Here is a 19,285-nt window from a genome sequence, read left to right on the forward strand (position 1 = left end):
TTGGGTACTTTTGTGGCGATTGACAAAAGTACCTCGCCAGAAAGCGGGCGCAGCCCGCGTGGCGAAACGCTTGTAGCCCCGGGAAGCAACAACCCGAAGGCGAGCAAGACACCAGAACCACAGCGACCACGAGTGCACTAGCCAAGGCAGGGCCAGGCCGACGAGGCGTTGGTCGGCCACAACCGTCGACCGAAGCGGCCTGTGTTCGAACCGAGCCAGCAGCAACGATCCGGCTTCGCTTCGGGTTCCAACCCCTCTGTACCCCGGCAAGCCCTTCCATCTCCGCGGCACTGCGCGATTTTTCGCGCCACGACCCTCACCGGAGGGCAAACCCCGCCCGGTACGCGCGCTTGTAAAAAAAGCCCTTTTGGGTACTTTTGTGGCGATTGACAAAAGTACCTCGCCAGAAAGCGGGCGCAGCCCGCGTGGCGAAACGGCTTGTAGCCAAGGGAAGCAACAACCCGAAGGCGAGCAAGACACCAGAACCACAGCGACCACGAGTGCACTAGCCAAGGCAGGGCCAGGCCGACGAGGCGCTGGTCGGCCACAACCGCCCACCGAAGGGCCGTTCACCGAACCAAGCCGGAAACAACCATCCGGCTACGCCTCGGGCTCCGACCCCTCTGTACCTGGCAAGCCCTTCCATCTCCGCGGCACTACGCGATTTTCCGCGCCACAATCCCATGCCGGAAGGCCAGGCCCACCGGTACACGTGCCTGCCAAAAGCGCTTTTCAGGCACTTCTGTCGTGCCGGAAAAAGCCCGACCCCGACTGCGCGGCACCCTGCAAGGCGCGGTGGTGGCGGCGCCGCTGAACAAATACTCACCACTTCCGATGGCGAGAAAAATCTATCAGGAACAATGCGTTGAGCCGCGATCGTGTGAGCCGGTCGCGGCTGAAGGAACTCCGGCTTGCCAAACCCGGTCGGATTGCGATACAACAGATACCCGAGCCGGTCGGGACAGGACGTGGAAGACTCCGAAGTATTCGAATCCGTCATTTCCACTTCGAGCGCACGGTCGCAGCCGTTCCCGCGCTCCACCCCGCCTGATGTCCAGTGCAAGGTTTCGTTGCCCGCGCCTTTCGCGTGCGATGTGCACTGGTCGACCGTCTCCTCCCGAAACTCATCTTCCGGCGCCCTGCCTGCCGCTCCGTCGTCCTGCGACGGTGCGTCGACGGGGCCGGTGTCATGACCACGAAAGGAGAAGTGCCATGTTCGAGAACCGTCGCGATCAGATGGAAACGCTGCTGAAGGAAAGCGAAGAGTTCCGCAAGCTGTACAACCACCATCAGAAGCTCGAAAAGCGCGTGACCGCGGCCGAGAACAACACCGCACCGATGGAAGACCTGGCCTTGAACCAGATGAAGCGTGAAAAGCTCCGCACCAAGGATCAGCTGGCCCGCATGATGGATCGGGCCCGCGCGGCCTGACCGCCTCCGCATCCGGCGGCCGGCCGTTCCCTGGCCGGCCGCCTTTTTCGGCTCGAAGTTCGAGACCCTTCACCCCGATCCCGTCCACGTTCCGTCGGCACGCGCCGTGCGACCCGCGGCGGTTTCATCGGAAATTCGTCCCTTGCGATCCGAGCGCTTCGGCGGCTGACCGGACGTGAGCGAATGAGCGGCGGGGTACACTAGGCGGGCCTTCTCACACCGCGCTTCCCATGAACGTTCACGATAACGTGCTCGACCTGATCGGCAATACGCCGGTCGTCCGCATCAACCATCTCGATACCGGCCCGTGCACGCTGTTCGCCAAGCTGGAAAGCAACAATCCCGGCGGCTCGATCAAGGACCGCATTGCGCTGGTCATGATCGAGGAGGCCGAGAAACGCGGCGATCTGAAGCCGGGCGCGACGCTGGTCGAGGGTACGGCCGGCAACACCGGACTGGGCCTTGCGCTGGTCGCGGCGCAGAAGGGCTACCGGATGATTCTGGTCATCCCCGACAAGATGAGCCGCGAGAAGATCTCGAACCTCAAGGCGATGGGCGCGGAGGTCGTGATCACTCGCTCCGACGTCGGCAAGGGCCATCCGGAGTACTACCAGGACCTGGCCAGGAAGATCGCCGACGAAACGCCGGGCTCGTACTTCATCAACCAGTTCGGCAACCCCGACAATCCGCTGGCCCACGAGAAGTACACCGGGCCGGAGATCTGGGAGCAGATGAACCACGACCTCGACGCGATCGTGATCGGCGTCGGCTCCAGCGGCACGGTCACCGGCTTGTCGCGCTTCTTCGCCGAGGCCGCGCCGGACCTCGAGATCGTGCTTGCCGATCCCGAGGGCTCGATCCTGGCCGACTACATCGCCACCGGCCATGTCCGCGACGATGCCGGCGGCTGGCTGGTCGAGGGGATCGGCGAGGATTTCCTGCCCAGCATCAGCGACTTCAGCCGGGTCCACAAGGCCTACTCGATTTCCGACCGTGAGAGCTTCCTGACCGCCCGCGAGCTGCTCGATCGCGAGGGCCTGCTCGGCGGCTCGTCGTCCGGCACGCTGATGGCCGCCGCGCTGCGCTACTGCCGCGAGCAGACCGAACCGAAGCGCGTGCTGACGCTGGTCTGCGACACCGGCAACAAGTATCTGTCGAAGGTCTACAACGACTACTGGATGCGCGAGCAGGGGTTCCTGGATATCGAAAACCACGGTGATCTGCGCGATCTGATCGCCCGCCCGGTCCGGACCCACGATGCCATCGTGGTCCGGCCCGACGAACCGCTGTCGAACGCCTACAAGCGGATGAAGCTCTACGACGTCTCGCAGCTGCCGGTGCTCGACGGCGATCGGATCGTCGGACTGATCGACGAATCCGACCTGCTGATGGCGATCTACAACCGGGAAGACCGCTTCAACGACCCGATCGCCTCGGCCATGGTCACCGAGCTGGAGTCGGTCCAGGTCGATGCCGAGATCGATGCGCTGCTGCCGATCTTCAATGCCGACCGCGTCGCGATCGTGCTCGACGGCGATCGCTTCCTCGGCCTGATCACTCGCGTCGACCTGTTGAACTACCTGCGCCGGCGCACCGATCGGTGACGCGGAACGTGCACCGGGGACCCGGCAGATGACGTTCAAGCAGTTTCGCATCGCGCTGCTGCTCATCCTGCTGCTGCTGGTCGTCCACAACGTGTTCAGCGATGCCCGGCGCATTGCCAGCTGGAACGCCCCGCTGTTCGTCAGCGTCTATCCGGTCAACCAGGACAACAGCGCGCAGGCCCAGCGCTACATCGAATCGCTGGACGACAGCGACCTGCAGCCCATCGCCGACTGGATGGCCGGCGAGGCCCGTCGATACGGCGTCGAGCTGGCCACGCCGATCTACATCCGGTTCGGCCGGCAGATCGCCGATCCGCCGCCGCAGCAGCCGGTCAACGGCAGCCTGTGGCAGCGCATGCGCTGGGTGGCGGCCCTGCGCTGGTGGCGGTTCCGCTTCGACGAACAGGGCCAGCAGCCCGACATTGTGGTCATCGCCCGCTACCACGACCCCAATCGCAGCGTGCGCCTGCCGCACTCGACCGGCCTGGAGCGCATTCGCGTCGCCTCGGCCCACCTGTTCGCTTCGCGCGCCCAGGCCGGTGCCAACCGGGTTGTCCTGTTGCACGAGCTGCTGCACACCGTCGGCGCCACCGACAAGTACGACCTCGGCAGCGGCCGCCCGCTCTACCCCCACGGCTATGCCGAGCCCGACCGTCGCCCCTTGTATCCGCAGCAGCGGGCCGAGATCATGGCCGGGCGGATCCCCGTCAACGAGCGGCGGATCGTGCAGGCGCCCAGCCTGAATCATGTCATCGTCGGGCCGGTGACGGCACGGGAGTTGGGCTGGTTGGAGTAGGCCTGTCCGCGGGCCGGTGGGTAGAGTGCGGTTCGAGGTTCGATGGCGACCGAGCGCTGCGCCGCTTGCGACCGCTCGCCCGTCGTCGTGAAGAGCTTGCGGTGCTGGCCAGTTCGAATCGACCTTCGACTCGATGCCCGCAGAGGTTTCGGGCGAGTGCCGCTCGAGCAGGGAACCTCGGCGCACTGTCGAGTGCGCCCGGGGTCGTCTACTCGTTGAGCAGGATCACGTCCACCCGGCGGTTGCGCGCCCGTCCCTCGGCGGTCTCGTTGGTCGCGATCGGGAAATCCTCTCCCATTCCGACCACGGCATTCATCCGTGAGCCGTCGACACCGAGGTCGATCAGGGCGTCGCGGACGGCCATTGCCCGTTGTTCGGACAGCCGCAGGTTGAGTTGGGCGGGTCCGGTTGCGTCGGTGTGGCCTTCGATGCGGATGGCTGCATCGGGCTCGGTGTTCAGCAGTTCGATCACGTCGCCGAGGTTCTGCTGCGCGGCCGGAAGGAGGTCGGCTTCGCCGATTTCGAACAGCACGTCGCCGAGGGTGATGACGACGCCGCGGTCGGTCTCGCGATACTCCATGTATTCCAGGCGACGGCGAAGGCTGTCGGCGGTCTGGGTGGCCAGTTCGGCCTCGCGCCGGGCCAGCTCGATTTCCTCGGACTGCGCCTCGGCCAGTCGGCGGGCCTGCTCGGCTTCGCTGCGGGCACGCCGGGCTTCTTCGGCGGCGCGCTGACGACGCTCTTCGGCGCTCAACGCCTCGCTCTGGGCCCGCTGCATTTCCTCGCGGGTGGCCGTGCTTTCGAGCAGCGCTTCCTCGGCCTGGCGCCGGGCCCGCTCGACTTCCAGCCGGCCGGCCTGCAGGATCAGCCCGGTGCGACGCTGCTCGACGGTTTCGGCCTCGCGGCGGGCGCGTTCGGCAAAGGCCTCGGCGCGGGCGATCTCGATGTGCTTGCGGGCCACGCGGACGCGGTGCAAGCGGGCATCGGCGTCGAGCTCGTCGATGCTCGCCTGGCGCACGGCGGTGCGGGCTTCGGCCACGGCCACCGGCGCCAGCGCGACGGTTTCCTCGTCGTCCAGCAGGTTCTGGAGATCCGCCTGCAGGTTCTCGATCAGGCCGGGTGGCGGGGTCGGCGTGGCGCAGCCGGCCAGCGCGAGGACCAGCGCCAGCAGCACAACCAGGTGACCGTGTCGGTGCATCGCTGCAGCCGTCATGGCGTGTCCTCCGGCTGAATCCGCTCGCCGTAGATATCGACCAGCTCCGCACGCAGCGAATCGTACTCGGCGCGTCGCTCGGCCAGCAGCTCGCGGGCTCTTGCACCACGGCTGCGAACGATGGCCAACCGCGCCTGGACTTCGGTCATTTCCACGTGCCGAGTCACGGCCGCGAGTTCCTCGGCCTCGAGCGCGGCTACGGCCTGCTCGTAGTATTCGCGGGCCTCTTCGAGTTCGAGCGGTGCGTGTTCGACCGCGCCGGCCTGCTCGGCCAGGGCCAGCGCGTCCTCTGCCGGCCGCAGCAGGGCCGGGTCGGGCGGGGTGGTGGCGCAGGCGGTCAACAACAGCACGGCCAGCAGGGAAAGCACGGCCGCGGTGGCGGAGTGTCGGCGGTATTCAGTCGGCATCGGGCTGATTTTCCGGGGCGGCGTCGCGGATGGCGGAAATCGAGCCCAGTTCGGCGCAGATGCGCCCGATTTCCGGCCAGTTCGACTCATCGCAGTTGAACCTGCGCGCATTATAGACCTGTGGCAGCAGGCAGCAGTCGGCCAAGGTGGGGGCGTCGCCGTGACAGAAACGGCCGGTGTCGTCGGAGTCGGCCAGCAGGCGCTCGAAGGCATCGAGACCGCGAGAGATCCAGTGGCGGTACCAGGTGAGCTTGGCGTCTTCGCCCACGCCGAGGGTAGCGACCAGGTACTTCAGCACGCCGAGGTTGTTCAGCGGGTGGGTGTCGCAGGCAATCACGCCGCACAGCGCGCGAACCCGCGCACGGCCGTCCGGATCGCCGGGCAGCAGTGCGGGCTCGGGGAACATCTCTTCGAGGTATTCCAGGATGGCCAGCGACTGGGTCAGCACGTGGTCGCCGTGGACCAGTGTAGGCACCTGACCCTGGGGGTTCAGCGCGACGTAGTCGGGCGCGTGCTGCTGGCCGCCGTCGCGGACCAGGTGAACCGGGCGTTGCTGGTAGGCCACGGCCTTGAGGTTCAGGGCCATCCGGACGCGGTAGCTGGCCGAGGAGCGCCAGTAGCCGTACAGGATCGGGTCCGGGCGTCGAGGGCGGGCGCCGCGCGAGCGGTTCGGTTCGGTGGTCATGCCGTCTCCGGGGGCGGGTTCTGGGCAGGATGGTCGTGGGCCGGCTCGGCCGCGGCGGCCAGCCGGTCGATCGCGCGATCCAGTGCGGCGCGGTCGTCGGGGTCCAGCGCAGCCAGCAGCCGGCGCTCGAAGGCGCGGGCCTCGGGCACGATGCGGTCGTGCACGGTCTGGCCTTCACGGCTCAGGCTCAGGTGCTTGGCGCGGCGGTCGCTGTCGCTGGCCTCGCGCTCCAGCAGCCCGCGGGCCAGCAGGTTCTTCACCGCGCGACTGACCGCTACCTTGTCCATCGCAGAGCGCTGCGCGACCTCGGTGGCCGAAATGCGCGGGTAGCGGCCGACGATGGCGATCGCGCGCCACTCGGTGACGCTCAGGCCGAAGCGGTTGCGGTAGGTCAGCGCGATGCCTTCGCTGATCCGGTTGGACAACACCGAAAGGCGATAGGGCAGGAAGTGTTCGAGATCGAGCATGCGTCGGCCATGGTTGCCAATAGTTTCAAATGTAACTAAAATCACATCAGCAATCAATCATTCCGGCGCAGTCGCCGATCCGCTTCGCGGTCGTCGTGCTGCAGCTGATCCGTATCCGAAGGAGTGTCCGTCATGAACGAGTCCCGACCGAACCCGCTGGGTGTCCAGAATTTCGAAGTCATCGAGTTCGCCTCGCCGGAGCCCGAGAAGCTGCACGCGCTGTTCGAGGCGCTGGGCTTCGTCAAGGTGGCCGTGCACAAGGACCAGCCGGTCACGCTGTACCGCCAGGGACGCATCGATTTCATGGTCAACGAGACGCCGGACTCCTTCGCCAGCCAATTCGCAGCCGAGCACGGGCCGTGCTGCACCGGGTTCGGCATTCGCGTGACCGACCCGGAATCGGCCTACGAGACGATCGTCGCCAACGGCGGCAAGGACGTCGACGGCGATGTCGACACGATGCCGCTGGACTGCCCGAAGATCGCCGGCATCGGCGGCAGCGTGCTCTACCTGACCGGCGGTGTCGAGGACGTCGAGCAGCACTTCGATTTCATCGAGGGCGTCGAGCGGAACCCGAAAGGCGCGGGGCTGACCTTCGTCGATCACCTGACCCACAACGTCTACAACGGCAACATGGGCCAGTGGGCCAGTTTCTACGAAGACCTGTTCGGCTTCTTCGAGGTCAAGTACTTCGACATCAAGGGCCAGCAGACCGGCCTGCGCTCCAAGGCCATGACCGCGCCGACCGGGTCGATCTCGATCCCGATCAACGAGTCGGAAGACCCGAAGAGCCAGATCAACGAATACCTCGATGAATACAAGGGCGAGGGCGTCCAGCACATCGCGCTGTATACCGACTCGATCTACGACACCGTCGAGCAGTTGCACGCCAACGGTATCGAGTTCCTCGACACGCCGGAGACCTACTACGAGGTGATCGACCAGCGCATCCCGGACCACGGCGAGGACGTGGAACGGATGCGGAAGAACAGGATCCTGATCGACGCCGACCCGAACGAGACGAACAAGCAGCTGCTGCAGATCTTCACCCAGACCAACATCGGTCCGATCTTCTTCGAGATCATCCAGCGCAAGGGCAACGAAGGCTTCGGCGAAGGCAACTTCCAGGCCCTGTTCGAAGCCATCGAGCGCGACCAGGAAAAGCGCGGCGTGCTTTGAATCAGGCGTCGATGATGAAAAGCCGGTTTCGGGTTTCCGGTTTCAGGAAAGGCGGTCTTGCGGCAACGCCTGAATCCGGGCTTGATCGGAATAGTGCTCGGCATGATTCGCGTAAGCCAAGAGCCGAGAACCGGAAACCGGAAACCTGAAACCTGAAACCTGAAACCTGAAACCCGATTCGCCGGCCACTGAAAACCGACAACTTCCCACTGAAAACTTTCTTATGAAAAACTGGATCACGCATCCGAAGGTCGAGGGCAAGGCGTCCCGCCAGGCACATTGCGACCTGCCCGAAGGCACCTACGAGCGCGAGCTGGGCAAGGAAGGGTTCTTCGGTCCCGCCTCGCACATGTACCACCCGAACGCGCCGACCGGCTGGACCGACTTCGAAGGCCCACTGAAGCCGCGCGCCTTCGACACCACGAAGCTCGGCACCGCAACCGCCTCACCGTGGGACGCCACCGAGCTGATGCACAACGCGCACACGCGCATCCGCCAGTGGAAGAGCGATGGAACGATGGACCACCTGGTCCGCAATTCCGACGGCGACGAGATGCTGTTCATCCATGCAGGAAGCGGCGATCTGTTCTGCGACTACGGCCGGATGGCATTTCGCGACGGCGACTACATCATGCTGCCGCGCGGCACGATGTGGCGGATCGAAAGTGACGATGCCGTCGAACTGCTGCTGATCGAGGCGACCAACGCCAGCTACATGCTGCCGGACAAGGGCCTGGTCGGCCCGCACGCGATCTTCGATGCGGCCATGCTCGACACGCCGCAGATCGACGACGCCTTCAAGGCCCAGCAGGGCGAGGGCGAATGGAAGGTCCGCGTCAAGCGCCGCAACGCGATCTCGACGATCACCTATCCCTTCAATCCCCTCGACGCGGTCGGCTGGCACGGCGACCTGATGCCGGTGAAGATCAACTGGCGCGACATTCGGCCGTTGATGAGCCACCGCTACCACCTGCCGCCGTCGGCGCACACGACCTTCCTGGCCAACCGCTTCGTGATCTGCACCTTCGTGCCGCGTCCCTTCGAGACCGATCCGGACGCGCTGAAAGTGCCGTTCTTCCACAACAACGACGACTTCGACGAGCTGATCTTCTACCACGCCGGCGAGTTCTTCTCGCGCGACAACATCCACCCCGGCATGATGACGTTGCACCCCTGCGGCTTCACCCACGGCCCGCACCCGAAAGCGCTGAAGAACGCGTTCACGCCGAAGGCCGAGGCCACCGAGGAGGTCGCGGTCATGATCGACACCCGCGATGCGCTGGACGTAACCACCGATGCGGAAAGGATCGAGTGGACGGGATACGTGGATAGTTGGAAGGGGTGACTACAGTCATCAGTTTTCAGTAAACAGTTGTCAGTTGTCAGTTGTCAGTTGTCAGGATGCAGCGTTTGCCGGATGGTCCGATTGGGTTTCACTGAAAACTGAGAACTGAAAACTGATCACTTCTTTTTCAAACCATCAGGAACGAACATCATGAAACTCGCCACGCTGAAGGAAGGCGGCCGCGACGGGACGCTGATCGTCGTCTCGCGTGACCTGACCCGCGCCGTGAAGGCCGACGGCATCGCGCCGACGCTGCAGGCCGCGCTGGACGACTGGTCGAACGCCGCGCCGCGGCTGAACTCGCTGTTCGAGGACCTGCAGGAAGGCCGTGTCGAAGGCGCCTTCGACCTCGACATCAATGCGCTGGCCTCGCCGCTGCCGCGCGCCTACCAGTTCGTCGACGGCTCGGCCTACCTGCCGCACGTCGAACGCGTGCGCAAGGCGCGCGGCGCCGAGGTTCCGGAGAGCTTCTTCACCGATCCGCTGATGTACCAGGCCGTCAGCGACGGCTTCCTGGGCCCAAGAGACGACATCGTGATGGAGAGCACCGAGTGGGGCATCGACTTCGAGTCCGAGATCGGTGTGATCTGCGACGACGTGCCGATGGGCGCGAGCGCGGACGAGTGCGCCGACCACGTCCAGCTGGTCACCATCCTCAACGACGTCTCGCTGCGCAACCTGATCCCGGGCGAGCTGGCCAAGGGCTTCGGCTTCCTGCAGTCCAAGCCGCGCTCGGCGCTGGCGCCGGTCGTCGCCACGCCGGACGAGCTCGGTGATGCGTGGAAGGACGCCAAGCTGCACCGTCCGCTGGTCACGCACTACAACGGCGAGCTGTTCGGCCAGCCCGAGGCCGGCGAGGACATGCAGTTCAGCTTCGCCGAGCTGCTGGCCCACGCCGCCAAGTCACGGCCGCTGGCCGCCGGCACCATCCTCGGCTCCGGCACCATCGCCAACCAGGACACCAGCCGCGGCGCCAGCTGCCTGGCCGAAAAGCGCATGCTCGAGATCATCGCGAACGGCAAGCCCGAGACCCCGTTTATGCAGTTCGGCGACAGCGTGCACATCGACATGACCGACCCGGACGGCAACAGCTACTTCGGCTCGATCGAGCAGAAGGTCGTGAAGTACGAGCGGTAGCGGCGGCGCCGCGGCCGCGCCGGAGACCGGGCGGGAGCAGTCCTCCCGTCCCGGCGCCGTTCGGACATGTCGACGTTGGCGAAGCCGGTTTCGGGACGGCTGTCTCACGCTCGGAAAGCGCGGTTTGAAGTACCCTTCGGGCCGCCGGCTTCGACGTTCGGTCGTTGCTCGGCGCCCCCTTTGAATCGCCTCGAGCAAGGATCATCCCGCTGATGTCTTCACCAACGCCTGTCCGGTCGGTTTCCGCACTGCTTTTCCTCGCGTGCTCGCTCGGGCTCTGGGGTTCTGCCGCTGGTCATGGAACGGCCGAGCGTTCGGTCGATCCGGCCGCTTCGAACGGCTTGGAGAAACGCCGGGTCGCGCGCGAGGAACCGTCGCACGACGAGCATTCCGATCACGGGCACGACGAGCATCCTGGCCATGACCCGGAGGAGGGCCATGCGCATGGTGATCATGATGACGAGGCCCACGCGCACGGTCATTCTCTCGAGCCGGTCGAGGTCGTGGCCACACGGATCGGACGCTCCGCCAGCGACGAACCGATCCGCGTCGAGGTGATCGTGCGCGAGGAGATCGAGGAAAAGGCGATCATGCGGCCCGGCAACATCTCGATGCTGGTGGCCGAGACCGGAGGCGTGCGTGTACAGACCACGTCGCCGGCACTGGGCAGCGCCAACATCCGGCTGCAGGGGCTCTACGGGCGGTACACGCAGCTGCTGGCCGACGGGCTGCCGCTGTACGGCGGGCAGGCGGCGTCGATCGGGTTGCTGCAGATTCCGCCGACCGACCTGGCGCACGTCGAGGTGATCAAGGGCTCGGCCTCGTCGCTGTACGGAGGTTCGGCGCTGGGCGGCGTGATCAACCTGGTTTCACGCCGCCCCGGCAATGCGTTCGAGGGCGAGGCGCTGGTCAACCTGACGACCCGCGACGGGCAGGATCTGACGACCTATGTGGCCGCGCCGCTGAATCCATCGTTCAGCGCTTCGCTGACGGCGGGCGCGCATCGGCAGGACGCGAAGGACCTCGATGACGACGGCTGGATCGACATCGCCGAGTACGAGCGCGTGACCGCACGGCCGCGCCTGTTCTGGACCGCCGACGGCGGCGCCCGGGTCTATGCGACCACCGGGTTCATGGCCGAGGAGCGCACCGGCGGCACCTTGCCCGGGCGCACGGTGCCCGACGGAAGCACCTTCCCGCAGACCCAGGATACGCAGCGCTTCGACGCCGGCTTCATCGCCGATGGTCCGTTCGGCGACGTGCTGGGCTGGAGCGTTCGGGGCTCGGCGATGATCCAGGACCACGACAAGCGCTTCGGTGCGGTCATCGAGAGCGATCGTCACGAGAGCTACCTGGTTGAAAGTTCGCTGACCGGCTACACGCTTCGTTCGAACTGGGTGGCCGGCATCGCGCTGCAGTCGGACGTGTTCGACTCGGACGATTTTCCGGCCTTCGACTACAGCTACGAGGTGCCGGGCCTGTTCGGCCAGCTCGACTACGACCTGACCGAGGCATTGTCGACGTCGATCAGCGCGAGGCTCGACGAGCACAGCGAGTACGGGTCGCAGTTCAGCCCGCGGCTGTCGGTGCTCTACCGGCCCGGCGACTGGACGATTCGCGGGTCGTACGGGCAGGGTTATTTCGCGCCGACGCCCTTCGTCGAGGAAATCGAGGCCGCCGGCCTGTCGCGGCTGGAGCCGCTGATGGGCCTGAAGGAAGAAACCGCCGAGACCGCCTCGATCGACGTCGGCTACTCGTGGGGCGAGCTCGAGACCAACGCGACGCTGTTTGCCTCGAACGTCGACGACGTGACCCGGCTGCAGCCGTTCTCGTCCGAAGCCGGCGGCCCGCTGGACCGGGTGCGGCTGATCAATGTGCCCGGCGAGAGCCGCATCCGGGGTACCGAGTTCCTGGTTCGCTATTACTGGAGGAGCTTCAAGCTCACCGGCAGCTACCTGTATCTCGACGCGACCGAGCCCGCCCTGGCCGGCGAAGGCCGCCGCCGGATTCCGCTGACGCCGGAGCACTCGGCCGGTTTCGTGGCCATGTGGGAGCAGCACGGGCGCGGCCGGCTCGGCTTCGAGGCCTACTACACCGGCACCCAGCGACTGGAGGACAACCCGTACCGGGACGAAAGCGAGCCGTACTGGCATCTCGGCCTGCTGGGCGAGATCACGCGGGGCCGCGCCAGCTGGTTCATCAACTTCGAGAACCTGCTCAACGTTCGCCAGACCCGAGAAGACCCGCTGGTCCGGCCGTCGCGTGCGCCGAGCGGACAGTGGACGACCGACATCTGGTCGCGTAACGACGGATTCGTCGTCAACGGCGGGGTACGGGTCCGGTTCGGCGACTGATGGTTCCGGTCCGTCAGTGCGGCCTGCGCCGATCGCGCGTCAGCACGCTGAGCGCCGTGACGGTGACCAGGATCAGCGTCATTCCGGCGTACTGGACCGGCGACAGGTGCTCGCCGAGGACGGTCAGACCGAACAGCGACGCGGCGACGGGTTCGATCATGGCGATGACGGACGCGACGGCCGGCGGGGTGGCGCGCAGGCCGGCGACGTAGAACGTGAACGAGATGCCCGCGCCCAGCACCCCCAGGGCCAGGAACAGCGGCCAGTCCGATGTGGTCATCGCGTCGCGGACCTGGCCGGTCTCGCTGGGCACGAGCAGCACGGGGATCAGCACCAGGAACGCGATGGTCAGCACCGCCGGCGCGCTGCCGTGTTGCGAGGCGTACTTGAAGCCGAAGATGAACAGCGCGTAGGACAGGCCGGACGCCAGGCCGGCCGCGACCGCGATCGGCGCGATGTCGCTGGCGTTGAGTTCGTGGACGCCGGTCAGCAGCGCGATGCCGCCGAGTACCAGCGCAATCGCGATCCATTTGAACAGGGTGGGCCGCTCCAGCCCGAGCAGGAACGAGGCCAGGAACACGAACACCGGTGCGCAGTACATCAGCGTGGCCGCGACCGCGACGCTGCCGTGCTCGACCGAAACGAAATAGAACGCGAAGTTGCCGGCCACGCCCAGCCCGGCCAGCGCCGACCATCCCCACAATCTGCGGTTCCGCAGTTCGGTGCGATGCGGATGCGTGACCAGCCAGGCGCCGACGAACACCAGGCCGATCGCGCCGCGGTACAGCGAGATCACGAACGGATCCCAGCCGCCGTCGACCAGCAGGCCGCCGATGCCGCCGGACAGGCCCCAGCACAGTGCGGCCAGCATCAGCAGGACCGGGCTCGGTATGCGCATTCGTCCTCCCCCCCCGGAACCCTGATCCGGAGTGGCGTACGTGATTCCAGTCTCGCACGTTCCCCGGTCCGGCTGCAGCGTCGCCGGGCACTCGCGGTCCGGCCGGGTGGGCTATGCTCGGGACCACTTCCCGGTTTTCGCTCGACCCGATGCGCAGACTCCTGTTCGTTTCCGCCCTGTTGGTCGCGATCGGCCTGGTCGCGTTCCTGGTCTCGCCCCTGCACCGGATCTATCTGCCGACGGCCAGCGGCTTCACGGCCAAACAGGCCTGTTCGCTGCACTTCGTGTCCGGATTTTCGATCGAGCGGGCGCGGGCGATGTACATCGATCCGCTGCTGGCGCCGGCGCTTCCGGTCCTGCGCGTCGTGCTGGATGACGACCGGCGCGAGGTGCGCGCCAGCCTGGCCGGCCTGTATCGTCAGACGGCGGTGCACCGGCCCGGACTGGGCTGTTCGCTGGTCCACGACGAATCAGCGTTCGACCGGGCGCTGGCGCTGCCGGACCCCGATCCGTTCGAGGCGCTGCCGCTGGACACCGCGCACCGCGCGGCCCGGTTCGACGAAGCCGCGCTGGCCGCGGCGATCGAGTCCGCGTTCGCCGAGCCCGAACGTGGCGGCCGGAACACCTTGTCGGTGGCCGTGCTCCACGAGGGTCGCCTGGTGGCGGAGCGCTATGCCGAGGGCGTCGGCCCGGCCACACCGTTGCACGGCTGGTCGATGACCAAGAGCGCGATGGCCCTGCTGGCCGGTGCACTGGCCCGCGACGGCGTGATCGATCTCGCCCGACCGGGAATCGCGAGCGCCACCGACGACCCGCCGATCACGCTCGATCACCTGCTGCGCATGACCTCGGGGCTGGACATGGCCGAGCGCGCCGATGGCTTCGACCCGAACTCCGACATGCTGTTCACCCAGTCCGACATGGCCGCCTGGGCCGCGCGGCGGAATCGAGTGCATCCGCCCGGGACGCACTGGCAGTACATGAGCGGCAACACCGTACTGGCCGCGCGGGTGCTGCAGGATGCGCTCGGTGATTCACTGCCCGAGCAGGTCCGTGGACTGCGCGAGATGCTGTTCGATCCGGTCGGCGTGCAGACCGCGGTGCTGGAAGTCGACCAGGCCGGGACCTTCCAGGGTTCGTCGTACCTCTACGCCGGCACCCACGACTGGGCCCGCCTGGCCCAGCTCGTGCTGCAGGACGGCGTATGGGAGGGCAGGCGCGTGCTGGCCGAGGGCTGGGTCGAACGGATCGATACCGCGACGGCCGGCTCGCGCGAAAACGCCTACGGCCTGGGCTTCTGGCGCGGCCACCCCGACCCGGACGCGCCCGACGGAATCGTCTACATGGACGGCTTCCAGTCCCAGCGCGCCATCATCGTCCCGTCCCATGGCCTGGTCATCGTCCGGCTCGGCGCCACGAACTTCACCTCCAGCGGCACGGCCCGGCTGGTGATGGACGTCATCGGGGCGATGTCGCCCCGGCCCTGAGCCGGCCATCGAGCCGGATCGGCCACCCGCCTTCGGACAACGATGCCTGCACGGGCTCAGACGTCCGGATACCGCTGCTTCCGCTTCGCCGTGTAGTGCCACCAGGCGCGGGGCTCCCCGCCGTCCATGAAACGGGTGATCGACAGGCAGACGTCGAGCACGCAGGGATCGAGTCGCTGGCCCTCCGACCGACACAGCTGACCGTACAGATCGAAGGCGTCGCGTCCGACCAGGTCGACCGGCCGCTCGACACCGGCCCTGAGCAGGCACGCCGCAATCCTCGGCCCGATGTTGGGCAGGTCGGTCAGTTCGGTGAGAGCGTCGCGGCGGACGTTGGCCGGGTTCATTGGTGCACTCTAGCAAGGTCGCAGAGGTTGCGAGTGCGCCCCCGCGCGCGCCGTCGGTCACGTAGATGTAATTGGATGGGTGTCCGGGTAATCGCTCATTACCGCGGGGTGTAAATGGATGGATGTCCGAGTAATTGCTGAGAAGCGTTTCGACTTGTTGGCCCGTTGCCGGCGTAGGCCCTCCATGTTTCGAAAATTTAACTTGACACCGACCTGCCCGAGTTGTAGCGTCAGGGCTGGGGAAGGAGTGGCTTTGATGCAGTTGACGCAAAACAATTCTGTTTTTGAACAACTGACGCGCGACCGTTGTGGGTTGCGTGTGCGTTTGGCTTTTACTACCCCGGGACCTTTTAAATCCAGGCAGCGGGGTTGCAAGCGTGTACGATTTTATCGATTTGGCCAGAGGCCGCTTGATCACTGGGCTGATACTGCTATCTTTTGTTTCTCTGGCGGTTGCCCAGCAGCCCGCTGATACAAAACCAGTTGACCTCAGAAGTTTTGAAGAGAGTTTCGGGTCTTTTCCTGACAGGGGGGCTGCAGAACCTCTTTCGATTTATCAAGATCCCGCATTTCAGAGTGGGTTCTCCGCACTTCGAGCCCAACATCGAATCGCGACCGTCGGCACTCTAACATCGACTGCAGAGCTGCTTGAAAGTGGCGATTGCCAAGATTCGACCTGCGCAGATGAGCGCGCGCGTTCAGAACCTCAACTCAATCTTCCTGCTCCCAGGATTCTGCGCCATCAGATTTCAAGGTCTCATGATGGCCGAACGATACTTAATCTATTTTGGAGTCTGCAAGATAGTCAAATCGAAACCGAAGAAGGACAAGAAGCGCATAGGCCGGACGCATACGAAATCTCCGTCTATTCAGGGAATCGATATTCGATCTATCGAGTTGAGACGACCGAGCCTTACGGGCCCACCAGGATTGGGCGCAGAGTGGATTCATCGAAGCGTGGCTATACGGATGAAGCTGAACGTAGTTATTACTCACCACCCCGAAGAGCGCAACGAAACGCCCGAATCGTGCTCGATCAATTCGACGCTGGAACCATTCAAATTGTCGCGCGATTTGATCAGCTGCCAAACGTCTCAAGCAACGCGAAGAGCGAGGCGGTCGAACGAATTTCCGGAGCGCAAACAAGTCGTGTCTCGTCGTACAGCGCCTCTGCGGAGATTCATATTGCGCCTGATTCGAATCAAGGTGGAACCGCGCAAGAAAGAAAAAACAGCAATTTATTCGCGAAGTCAGCATTAAGCCAGTGCATCAGCGCAAACATGAATGCTGCAGATTTGAAGAAACGCGATGAGCTCGTCGCGCTCGACTGCACGAGCTTCGGAATATCTTCACTACAGGGAATAGAGCTGGTTCCCAACGTTCAAATACTCATCTTAGATCAAAACCCTGTTTCAGATATCGGTCCATTAGAAGCGCTCACAAACCTGGAGACACTCAGCCTTGTCGGAACACAGGTGCCGGATTTCGGTCCGTTGAGCTCTCTCGTCTACCTGAAGTCCGTAAATGTTTCAGGGATAACAGGACTGACTCCTCAGCAAACCCTGAATTTGGGTCCCCTTGCAAACCTTCCCGCCCTTGAAGAAATAATTGCGATCGGATTGCAGCTTGATCCGCTTCCAGCTTTTGGTGGGCCGCTGAATGAGGTGATTCTTGCAGGTTCCAGCATTAATGATGTCAGCGGTCTTCATGGGCTCACATCCTTAGAACGAGTCGTACTCAGCGATACGCAGGTCGGGGACGTGAATTCGCTCATCCAGACTGCTGAATTGCCGGGATCGATGCTGAAAGAAGTCGACCTCACCGGTTTGTCTTGGATCTATTGCCCGCAAATCTCTGCGCTTAGTGCCGCAATTGACCCTGGGGCTAGCGACTATCTTGGGGTAATTCAGCCCGAGAACTGTGAGGACTCTCTGCCCGCTCCTCATTCACTGACAGCCGGCAGCAACGTGGTGTATGGCGATGGGTTCTCTTTGACATGGCAATTAGAAAGCTCGGTTTCGGCACCAGCCTTTGCGAAACTCGAAAGAATGCGACCAGGGACTTACGCGGAGACCAGTACGGTATCGAGCCTGAATCCAAATACGCCTTACTTGAACAATGAGAAATTGGACATTGGGCTGCATTACTTCAATGTGCAACTTTGCGTCCCTACCGGATCAACTGAATCCTGTGGAGGAGTGTCTGAAACCTTCCCGATTCATATTTTGGGTGCTCCGACCCTGTCGATATCATTAGCGCTGGCAAACATCACTGACGACAACCTCAGAGCGTGTCTGACCGACCAAACGGCCGCCGCGCTCGAAGTTGGAGAGATCACGAGTGTTACTTGCAGGAACTGGGGGATCGGGAGTGATGATCCGGCAACCGCCCTGCAAGGCTTGGATCAATTTTCTGCTCTGACGTATCTTGATCTCGCACTGAATCAAATTGGATCGTTGCAGGTGTTGAGAAACCTGCCCAATCTGAGGACTGTCGACCTCTCTTTTAAGGCTATATCCGGATCTCGCAAAGCTCTGATCGCCCGCAGCGCCTGATCTGACTGTCTTTGCCGGCGTTTTCATAGTGTGCGGAACCGCACTGGAATTTGCCCAGGCAGATCGAGGTCTCCAACGGTCAGGTAGATCATGTCGGAGAACGCATCGAGATGGCGGAAGCCACTGGCGCGATTCTTGACGATCTTGACGATGCGATTGAGTCCTTCAGCAATAGCGTTGGTCACGCGGGTGCCGATGAAGGCCAGCACGGCATCCTGGTGGCGTCGGAGGGTATGGACGAACTTTCGCAGCGGCTCCAGGCGGCTGAGCAATGCACTTTTGGTCCACTGCTTCAGGAACCGCTCTGCCGCCCAGGGTGCCTGGTAGGTCCAGAAGTGCTCGAACTCTTCTTTCAGGCGCCAGGCGCGATAGATTCGCCGGTTGTGTTTGTCGAGCGCATTGAGGTTTTGGGTATCGCGCCGGCTTCGGGTCGACGAATGGCGTGAGAGCAGCCAGCGCAGCCCTTTGAGCGCCTTGCGTTCATCCCGGGTAGCCTCCCGCCACTGCTCTTTGCGAACCTCGTCGACGGCCTCGTTGAGCGCCTTAACGATGTGGAAGCGGTCCAGCACCAGGGTGGCGTTCGGGCAGTGTGTCTGGATGGCCCCGATGTAGGCCTGGCTCATGTCGCAGCAGGCGGTCTGGATCCTGGCCTTCTGGTAGTCGCTGAGCGCTTCGTTGAAGAACCGGTCGATCGCCGCTCGGGCCTTGCCCTGGCCGATCCAGACCACGCAGGAGCGCTCCAGGTCATAGACCAGCGTGGCGTACTTGTGACCCTTGTGATAGGAGATTTCGTCAACGCCGATGGTCTTGAGGCCTCGGATGCGATGGCCCTCGCGCAACCGGCCAATGGTGCGATGGAGCAGATCCGAAAGGGTCGAGGCGGGCAACCGCAGCAGCTGGGCGGCGGCCTTTTGCGGCATGATCTGGCAGTAGCGCAGCATCAGGTATTCAAAGCGGTGACTCACCCGGCTGCCCGCCTCAGACCAAGGTAGCTGCTCGGTCACCCGGCCGTGGGTGTCACAACAGATCTCACGCGGCCAGTACATCAGCCAGATCGACCAGGGTCCGACCGGAATATCACGCCAGTAGCGCACCTCGGAGCGCTGGCGAACGATACGTCCCCGCCGGCCGCACTCCGGACAGCGGCAGCCGTTCTTGTAGGGCTTGACCAATACCTCGAGCCGGTTGCCGCGCCGAAAGGCCAGTCCATTGCACCGGAAATCCTTGAACTTGAGCAGCTTTGCGATAAGCTTGTAGACGGTCATGGGGGTTCCTTTCTGTACTGTTTGTTCTGGAAAACAAAACTTTACAGGAGGCCCCATGACCTCTCAAATCAGACCGGATCAAGTCTGAAATCCGTTGCGAGATTCGGATAGACCC

17 protein-coding genes are annotated in these 19,285 nt (G+C 64.1%); 9 read left to right on the top strand and 8 right to left on the bottom strand.

All coding sequences use genetic code 11. From position 1 onward, the window contains the following. Window positions 1-1,212 precede the first annotated feature (1,212 nt). The 3 genes from HFP89_RS11000 to HFP89_RS11010 all read left to right on the top strand — a co-directional run bounded on the left by HFP89_RS11000 (window position 1,213) and on the right by HFP89_RS11010 (window position 3,831). A complete protein-coding gene (locus HFP89_RS11000; protein ID WP_168717711.1) occupies window positions 1,213-1,431 on the top strand; it encodes a YdcH family protein in 219 nt (72 codons plus the stop codon). 230 nt (window positions 1,432-1,661) lie between these two features. After that, window positions 1,662-3,035, top strand: coding sequence for a cystathionine beta-synthase (locus HFP89_RS11005; RefSeq protein ID WP_168717712.1), 1,374 nt, complete (start codon window positions 1,662-1,664; stop codon window positions 3,033-3,035). Window positions 3,036-3,063: 28 nt separating this feature from the next. Next, complete coding sequence (locus HFP89_RS11010) at window positions 3,064-3,831, top strand: hypothetical protein (RefSeq protein ID WP_168717713.1); 768 nt, start codon at window positions 3,064-3,066, stop codon at window positions 3,829-3,831. 208 nt (window positions 3,832-4,039) lie between these two features. Here HFP89_RS11010 and HFP89_RS16185 read toward each other — a convergent pair whose 3' ends face one another. From HFP89_RS16185 to HFP89_RS11030, 4 genes are read right to left on the bottom strand one after another with little or no spacing between them, the layout of a single operon-like run. Continuing rightward, window positions 4,040-5,044, bottom strand: coding sequence for an OmpA family protein (locus HFP89_RS16185; RefSeq protein WP_168717714.1), 1,005 nt, complete (start codon window positions 5,042-5,044; stop codon window positions 4,040-4,042). Next, the gene (locus HFP89_RS11020; protein ID WP_168717715.1) at window positions 5,041-5,451 is read right to left on the bottom strand and encodes a DUF4398 domain-containing protein; all 411 of its coding nucleotides are present in this window, start codon (window positions 5,449-5,451) and stop codon (window positions 5,041-5,043) included. The genes HFP89_RS16185 and HFP89_RS11020 overlap by 4 nt, the downstream gene beginning before the upstream one ends. Next, complete coding sequence (gene maiA / locus HFP89_RS11025; protein WP_168717716.1) at window positions 5,441-6,136, bottom strand: maleylacetoacetate isomerase; 696 nt, start codon at window positions 6,134-6,136, stop codon at window positions 5,441-5,443. The genes HFP89_RS11020 and maiA overlap by 11 nt, the downstream gene beginning before the upstream one ends. Further along, a complete protein-coding gene (locus HFP89_RS11030; RefSeq protein ID WP_168717717.1) occupies window positions 6,133-6,603 on the bottom strand; it encodes a MarR family transcriptional regulator in 471 nt (156 codons plus the stop codon). The genes maiA and HFP89_RS11030 overlap by 4 nt, the downstream gene beginning before the upstream one ends. A 132-nt stretch (window positions 6,604-6,735) precedes the next feature. Between HFP89_RS11030 and hppD the strand changes: the two genes are divergently transcribed. From hppD to HFP89_RS11045, 3 genes are all read left to right on the top strand, one after another. Beyond that, window positions 6,736-7,782 (top strand): 4-hydroxyphenylpyruvate dioxygenase, encoded by a 1,047-nt coding sequence (gene hppD, locus HFP89_RS11035; RefSeq protein ID WP_168717718.1) that lies wholly within the window; start codon window positions 6,736-6,738, stop codon window positions 7,780-7,782. 223 nt (window positions 7,783-8,005) lie between these two features. Next, window positions 8,006-9,127 carry a homogentisate 1,2-dioxygenase gene (locus tag HFP89_RS11040; protein WP_168717719.1) on the top strand — a complete coding sequence of 374 codons (1,122 nt, stop codon included), beginning with the start codon at window positions 8,006-8,008 and terminating at the stop codon, window positions 9,125-9,127. 150 nt (window positions 9,128-9,277) lie between these two features. Next, window positions 9,278-10,264, top strand: a complete 987-nt coding sequence (locus tag HFP89_RS11045) for a fumarylacetoacetate hydrolase family protein (protein WP_168717720.1) — start codon at window positions 9,278-9,280, stop codon at window positions 10,262-10,264. A gap of 218 nt (window positions 10,265-10,482) precedes the next feature. Here HFP89_RS11045 and HFP89_RS15845 read toward each other — a convergent pair whose 3' ends face one another. Beyond that, entirely contained in the window at window positions 10,483-10,746 is a 264-nt protein-coding gene (locus tag HFP89_RS15845) for a hypothetical protein (protein WP_206212334.1), read from the bottom strand. Between the two features lie 21 nt (window positions 10,747-10,767). On the opposite strand from HFP89_RS15845, the gene HFP89_RS11050 reads away from it, so the two are divergent. Beyond that, window positions 10,768-12,618, top strand: a complete 1,851-nt coding sequence (locus tag HFP89_RS11050; RefSeq protein WP_206212335.1) for a TonB-dependent receptor — start codon at window positions 10,768-10,770, stop codon at window positions 12,616-12,618. 13 nt (window positions 12,619-12,631) lie between these two features. Here the strand turns inward: HFP89_RS11050 and HFP89_RS11055 are convergent, their stop codons facing one another. Then, the gene (locus tag HFP89_RS11055) at window positions 12,632-13,516 is read right to left on the bottom strand and encodes a DMT family transporter (protein WP_168717722.1); all 885 of its coding nucleotides are present in this window, start codon (window positions 13,514-13,516) and stop codon (window positions 12,632-12,634) included. 149 nt (window positions 13,517-13,665) lie between these two features. On the opposite strand from HFP89_RS11055, the gene HFP89_RS11060 reads away from it, so the two are divergent. Further along, window positions 13,666-15,003: a serine hydrolase gene (locus HFP89_RS11060; RefSeq protein ID WP_168717723.1), complete on the top strand. Its 1,338-nt coding sequence runs from the start codon at window positions 13,666-13,668 to the stop codon at window positions 15,001-15,003. A 56-nt stretch (window positions 15,004-15,059) separates the two neighbouring features. On the opposite strand, the gene HFP89_RS11065 is transcribed toward HFP89_RS11060, so the two are convergent. Continuing rightward, window positions 15,060-15,350, bottom strand: coding sequence for a helix-hairpin-helix domain-containing protein (locus HFP89_RS11065; protein WP_168717724.1), 291 nt, complete (start codon window positions 15,348-15,350; stop codon window positions 15,060-15,062). 377 nt (window positions 15,351-15,727) lie between these two features. On the opposite strand from HFP89_RS11065, the gene HFP89_RS11070 reads away from it, so the two are divergent. Further along, the gene (locus HFP89_RS11070) at window positions 15,728-17,905 is read left to right on the top strand and encodes a leucine-rich repeat domain-containing protein (protein WP_168717725.1); all 2,178 of its coding nucleotides are present in this window, start codon (window positions 15,728-15,730) and stop codon (window positions 17,903-17,905) included. Window positions 17,906-17,928: 23 nt separating this feature from the next. On the opposite strand, the gene HFP89_RS11075 is transcribed toward HFP89_RS11070, so the two are convergent. Then, window positions 17,929-19,170, bottom strand: coding sequence for an ISL3 family transposase (locus HFP89_RS11075; RefSeq protein ID WP_168715701.1), 1,242 nt, complete (start codon window positions 19,168-19,170; stop codon window positions 17,929-17,931). Between the last annotated feature and the right edge of the window lie 115 nt (window positions 19,171-19,285).

The organism is Wenzhouxiangella sp. XN79A, assembly GCF_012272825.1.
Classification (GTDB): domain Bacteria; phylum Pseudomonadota; class Gammaproteobacteria; order Xanthomonadales; family Wenzhouxiangellaceae.

What these genes read in the sequence shown, in the direction of transcription:
- HFP89_RS11000 (WP_168717711.1), top strand. Translation starts at nt 1,213, where the DNA reads ATGTTCGAGAACCGTCGCGATCAGATGGAAACGCTGCTGAAGGAAAGC.
- HFP89_RS11005 (WP_168717712.1), top strand. Translation starts at nt 1,662, where the DNA reads ATGAACGTTCACGATAACGTGCTCGACCTGATCGGCAATACGCCGGTC.
- HFP89_RS11010 (WP_168717713.1), top strand. Translation starts at nt 3,064, where the DNA reads ATGACGTTCAAGCAGTTTCGCATCGCGCTGCTGCTCATCCTGCTGCTG.
- HFP89_RS16185 (WP_168717714.1), bottom strand. Translation starts at nt 5,044, where the DNA reads ATGACGGCTGCAGCGATGCACCGACACGGTCACCTGGTTGTGCTGCTG.
- HFP89_RS11020 (WP_168717715.1), bottom strand. Translation starts at nt 5,451, where the DNA reads ATGCCGACTGAATACCGCCGACACTCCGCCACCGCGGCCGTGCTTTCC.
- maiA (WP_168717716.1), bottom strand. Translation starts at nt 6,136, where the DNA reads ATGACCACCGAACCGAACCGCTCGCGCGGCGCCCGCCCTCGACGCCCG.
- HFP89_RS11030 (WP_168717717.1), bottom strand. Translation starts at nt 6,603, where the DNA reads ATGCTCGATCTCGAACACTTCCTGCCCTATCGCCTTTCGGTGTTGTCC.
- hppD (WP_168717718.1), top strand. Translation starts at nt 6,736, where the DNA reads ATGAACGAGTCCCGACCGAACCCGCTGGGTGTCCAGAATTTCGAAGTC.
- HFP89_RS11040 (WP_168717719.1), top strand. Translation starts at nt 8,006, where the DNA reads ATGAAAAACTGGATCACGCATCCGAAGGTCGAGGGCAAGGCGTCCCGC.
- HFP89_RS11045 (WP_168717720.1), top strand. Translation starts at nt 9,278, where the DNA reads ATGAAACTCGCCACGCTGAAGGAAGGCGGCCGCGACGGGACGCTGATC.
- HFP89_RS15845 (WP_206212334.1), bottom strand. Translation starts at nt 10,746, where the DNA reads ATGACCGTGCGCGTGGGCCTCGTCATCATGATCACCATGCGCATGGCC.
- HFP89_RS11055 (WP_168717722.1), bottom strand. Translation starts at nt 13,516, where the DNA reads ATGCGCATACCGAGCCCGGTCCTGCTGATGCTGGCCGCACTGTGCTGG.
- HFP89_RS11060 (WP_168717723.1), top strand. Translation starts at nt 13,666, where the DNA reads ATGCGCAGACTCCTGTTCGTTTCCGCCCTGTTGGTCGCGATCGGCCTG.
- HFP89_RS11065 (WP_168717724.1), bottom strand. Translation starts at nt 15,350, where the DNA reads ATGAACCCGGCCAACGTCCGCCGCGACGCTCTCACCGAACTGACCGAC.
- HFP89_RS11075 (WP_168715701.1), bottom strand. Translation starts at nt 19,170, where the DNA reads ATGACCGTCTACAAGCTTATCGCAAAGCTGCTCAAGTTCAAGGATTTC.